The sequence below is a fragment of the Microaerobacter geothermalis genome, from assembly GCF_021608135.1.
Classification (GTDB): Bacteria; Bacillota; Bacilli; order DSM-22679; family DSM-22679; genus Microaerobacter; species Microaerobacter geothermalis.
The window spans coordinates 1-4,277 of record NZ_JAKIHL010000070.1 but is presented as its reverse complement, the minus strand read 5'-3'; the positions used below and the strand labels follow the sequence as shown (position 1 = coordinate 4,277).

The 4,277-nt window shown below is 40.4% G+C and carries 5 protein-coding genes; 4 read left to right on the top strand and 1 reads right to left on the bottom strand.

All coding sequences use genetic code 11. The annotated features are described in order from the left end of the window. From L1765_RS15630 to gcvH, 4 genes are all read left to right on the top strand, one after another. On the top strand, window positions 1–216 hold a 216-nt coding region (locus L1765_RS15630), incomplete at its 5' end, for a hypothetical protein (protein ID WP_236408420.1). Window positions 217–646: 430 nt separating this feature from the next. After that, window positions 647–2,254: an HD domain-containing phosphohydrolase gene (locus L1765_RS15625; RefSeq protein ID WP_236408419.1), complete on the top strand. Its 1,608-nt coding sequence runs from the start codon at window positions 647–649 to the stop codon at window positions 2,252–2,254. An 18-nt stretch (window positions 2,255–2,272) separates the two neighbouring features. Then, window positions 2,273–3,451 (top strand): LL-diaminopimelate aminotransferase, encoded by a 1,179-nt coding sequence (locus tag L1765_RS15620; protein ID WP_268928980.1) that lies wholly within the window; start codon window positions 2,273–2,275, stop codon window positions 3,449–3,451. 68 nt (window positions 3,452–3,519) lie between these two features. Next, window positions 3,520–3,903, top strand: a complete 384-nt coding sequence (gene gcvH / locus L1765_RS15615; protein ID WP_236408418.1) for a glycine cleavage system protein GcvH — start codon at window positions 3,520–3,522, stop codon at window positions 3,901–3,903. Between the two features lie 182 nt (window positions 3,904–4,085). Here the strand turns inward: gcvH and L1765_RS15610 are convergent. Then, on the bottom strand, window positions 4,086–4,277 hold a 192-nt coding region (locus tag L1765_RS15610), incomplete at its 5' end, for a hypothetical protein (RefSeq protein ID WP_236408417.1).

The window sequence follows — 4,277 nt, the reverse complement described above, 5'->3', positions numbered from 1 at the left end:
ATACGAAGTTCAGAAGAATACTGCATCATAACTACTGGAAACATTTACAACGATTATCCCGGGCATCCCTATACCCATTTTTATCTGGAAATTGATACCAAGCACTTGACATTTTTAGATCAGTATGACCCGGGAGGGAATTATTTTCATATCAAAGATTCACACGTTGCTTGTCGAGTTCGTGCAAGAAGTGATTCAGGTCCGCTCCAAGTCTAAAGAACGGAGCCCTCAAAAACATCTGGGTATTTCGGAAGGTGGAGTCAGTTTGAGGGCTAATTCCCGTTCTTTATCCTCTCCGCTAAGTACGAACTCGATGGCTGTCCTTAGTGAATTCTTTGATATGAAAATAACATTTTCATATCAATTTGTGACCCTGCGGGTCATGTATGTTTAGTTCCGTCTATATAGCAAGCAACAAGAGACCCCATACGGGGCTATGTTTTCATTATAGAATTTATAAGTTTTGGGTACCGAAAGGTATCTTTTTTAATTGTCCGAGAAAATAGTCTTTAATGAGAATGATTCTGTTCTTGAACACAAATTTGCCACATTTGTTTAAAGGAAATGGTCTAAATCTGTCGAATAGAAACTAGAAAATGCAACCTTTTAGCCAGAAAAGGTCTGCTTAGACAGGCAGGTATTCACCATGAAGCGATTATTCTTTAATATCATATTATATGCTGCCGTAATTCCGATTCTGTTATTTTCCATTGGCTTTACCTATTGGATCGCTGTGGACATTCAGGAAAGAACGTTAAATAATTTGGAATCACAGGAAAATCTCTTATATAATCGGGTGAGAATGTATATAGAAAGCCAGACCAATTATCTAAATGTGGCATCTGCCCATCTGGGGATTGAAGGGATGGGACATTATAGCTTAATCGAGGAAGTACATGATACATTGTCTGATTTTTCTTACATCTATCTAACCGATAAGAAAGGATTAGTCAAGGTAACGCATCCGTATACGGATTTTAGCGGTGAGAACGATTTTGGGGAACGGGATTGGTTTCGCACGGTAAAATATACGGGGCGACCCTATGTATCTGGGTCTTATGTCTCCCATGCTGATGGTGAAAGTATCATCTTTATTGCTGTTCCCATCTATGAAGATAACGGGGAATTTAAAGGAGTAATTGGAGGCAATATTCCCTTATATAAAATTAACCATTACTTAAATGATTTGGGAAATATACAGGGGATCCATTTTATGGTTACCGATAAAATGGGAAAGTTGATTGCCACATCAGCCACATCCATGGAATATTTTGAAGAACTAAGATCACTATTTATAGTTTCACCTGTGAATATCATCAATAAGGTAAAGGTAGATGACCAAACATTTTATTTCAAGAGGGATAAGTTTTTCTGGGAGTGGTATACCACCACCTTTGTCTCTTATGATTTTTGGAAATCCTTGTTCACGATGAACAAATTCCTGATGGTTATTCCCGTGGTCCTTAGTGTGACCGTCATGATTTTCATATACACTTTAAATCGCCGGATGTTGACTCCGTTATCTGCCATCGGGAGTCAACTGGATATTATTTCGAAGGGGGACTACCAGGAGATTCATCTCACCAATACCACAAGGGAAATTGAGAAGCTTGTTTCATCGGTGAACATGATGGTCAGAGGTTTGCAAAAACATGCTGAACAAATAGAAGCCGAGCGTTTTTCTATGCTTATGACCATCATTTCCCTCTTGGAAGCGAATGATCCTTATACAGCGGGACACTCTCAACGGGTGATGATGCTCTCCAAATTAATCGGTGAAAAATTGGGGCTTCCCGAAAGGGAATTAAAAAAATTGGAAACGGCTGCCCTTCTCCATGACATTGGCAAAATTGGAATACCAGGCAGTATTGTTCAAAAGCCAGGGCGATTAACAAAAGAGGAATATGAAATCATTAAACTTCATCCAACCATTAGTGAACAGGTGTTAAAGCATATCAGAGACTTTGATTCGATCCGTACGGCGGTTTTGCACCATCATGAAAGGATGGACGGAAAGGGATATCCCCTTGGATTAAAGGGGGAGGAAATACCTCAATTGGCTAGAATTATTAGTGTGGCAGATGTCTTTGATGCCCTTACGTCCCATCGTCCTTACCGTGTTGCATTAAGTTTCGAAGATGCTGTTGAGTATATAAAAAATAATCAAGGAGTTCAGTTTGATCCTCACATTGTTCAAGCTTTTTTAGAAGCATTAGAGTATAATAAATTAAGTAACAGTGATCAAACAGGATAATGGACAGGGAGAATTGGTATGTACCCATCTCAACGTTTAACTCATTTAACTTCTGCTATTTTTACAACGATGAATCAGATGAAGAAAATTGTGGAACAGAAAGGAATAGAAGTGATAGATTTGGGAATCGGTAGTCCCGATTTACCTCCTGCTCCACATGTACGCCAAGCCTTACAGGAAGCGGTTGCAAGGGAAGATTATTATGGATATCCTACTTCGGAAGGGTTAATAGCTTTTCGACAATCGGTGGCGAACTGGATCAATTATCGATTCGGTGTCAGGGTTAACCCGGAAAATGAAGTCCTTGCCCTGATGGGATCCCAGGATGGATTGGCCCACTTAACGATGGCGTGGATTGACCCGGGTGATGTCGTATTAGTTCCTGATCCAGGTTATCCCATCTATGCAGCCAGTGTCCATTTGGCTGGCGGCGAAGTATTTCCTATGCCGCTGAAGGCTGAAAATCAATTCCTTCCTGAATTAGAAAATATCCCGGATGAAATTAAAAGAAGGGCAAAATTGATGATTTTGAATTATCCTAACAATCCAGTTGCTGCAACAGCCGATTTGGATTTTTTCTCTAAAGTGGTTTCCTTCGCAAAGGAACATCAAATCATAGTGGCCCATGATCTGGCTTACTCTGAAATGGCCTTTGATGGATATAACCCCCCTAGCTTTTTGCAGGCGGTAGGAGCAAAAGATGTTGGGGTAGAATTTAACTCTTTGTCCAAAAGCTTTAATATGGCAGGTTGCCGAATTGGTTATGTCATCGGAAATCAGGAAATTATTAAGCCTCTTGCTATTGTAAAATCCAATATTGACTACGGGGTATTTACAGCAGTACAGCAGGCTGCCATCGCTGCTTTGGATGGAGATAGGGAAGGGGTAAACCCCAATCATTTGAGTAAGGTGTATGAGCATAGAAGAAATGTATTCATAGAGGGGTTGAACCGGGTCGGCTGGTTCATTCCGAAACCAAAAGCAACGATGTTTGTATGGGCACCTATTCCTTCCGGTTGGGATAGTTTCAGCTTTGCGTCAACCCTACTAAAGGAGGCGGGAGTTGTTGTTATTCCTGGGAATGCTTTTGGCCAAATGGGAGAAGGGTATGTAAGAATTGCTCTTGTTAGGGATGAAAACATTTTAAAAGAAGTGGTCAGACGCATTGACAAATGCGGGATATTCAGTAGAAAATAAAGGTGGTTTGTTTTTCCAACGGTTGGGGAATGATAGGGTAGATGAAATGATAAATTGGAGGGGTATGTATGAATTTACCTAAGGAATTAAAGTATAGTGAAGAACATGAATGGGTCAGGGTGGAAGGAAATAAAGCCTACATAGGGATTACCGATTTTGCCCAGTCAGAATTGGGGGATATTGTATTCGTTGAACTTCCTGAATTAGGCTCTTCTGTTTCCCAAAATGAAACATTTGGAAGTGTTGAATCGGTAAAAACCGTATCTGAACTTTACGCTCCGGTAAGCGGTAAAGTTATTGAGGTAAACGGTGAATTGGAATCTTCTCCCGAATTGGTCAATGAATCCCCATATGAGAAAGCATGGATGATCGTTGTAGAAATGACCAATCCTGGTGAACTGGACAATTTGCTGAGTGCAGAAGAATATGAAAAGCACATCAGTGAGGATTAATATTTTCAAACCATTTGAATTACATGGATGCGGAACTAAAGATTCACACGTCCGCTAATCGAGTTCGACATCGTCGTGATTCATGTCCGCTTCAAGTCTAAAGAACGGAGCCCTCAAAAACATCTGGGGATTTCGAAGATGGAGTCATTTTGAGGGCAATTGCCGTTCTTTAGCCTCAACGCTTAAGTACGAACTCGAAGGCTGTCCTTAGTGAATTCTTTGATATGAAAATAATTCCCTCCCGGGTCATACTGATCTAAAAATGTCAAGTGCTTGGTATCAATTTCCAGATAAAAATGGGTATAGGGATGCCCGGGATAATCGTTGTAAATGTTTCCAGTAGTTATGATGCAGTATTCTTCTGAACTTCGTAT